Raw genomic sequence first — 350 nt, 5'->3', positions numbered from 1 at the left:
TACTCTCACGCTGCAAGTGGATGAGAATAATAATGGCGTTATAGACAGTGATGAGTCTTTTACCTTTACAAAAGCTAAGTCTGAAAACCTCTTAGGTCTTTGGAGGAACGACACTACTGGCAATGAGCTCTTAGCGGTTGCCTTGTTTGACGATGGTACCTATGTTCATTTAGAAGTCGATGAAGAGGCACCTTTTGACAATACCGTAAATGAACCCTCTGGTATGGAATGGGGTAATTACACCTTAAATAGTACGACTAAGGCATTAACTGTCGATCAAATATTCGATAATAATGGTAGTACTGGACTCTCAGACCCTCTGACTCGATACGCACGGGTATCTGGAGATG

1 pseudogene is annotated in these 350 nt (G+C 42.0%); it reads left to right on the top strand.

Annotation, left to right across the window (positions count from 1 at the left end):
- Nucleotides 1-350: pseudogene (locus BTV99_RS13610) on the top strand (hypothetical protein); the annotation flags it as partial.

Origin of the sequence: Psychrobacter sp. Rd 27.2 (genome assembly GCF_001921755.1) — a bacterium.
Taxonomy (GTDB): Bacteria; Pseudomonadota; Gammaproteobacteria; order Pseudomonadales; family Moraxellaceae; genus Psychrobacter; species Psychrobacter celer.
The sequence above is the reverse complement of the archived record's forward strand: the minus strand, read 5'-3'. Positions and strand labels throughout refer to the sequence as shown.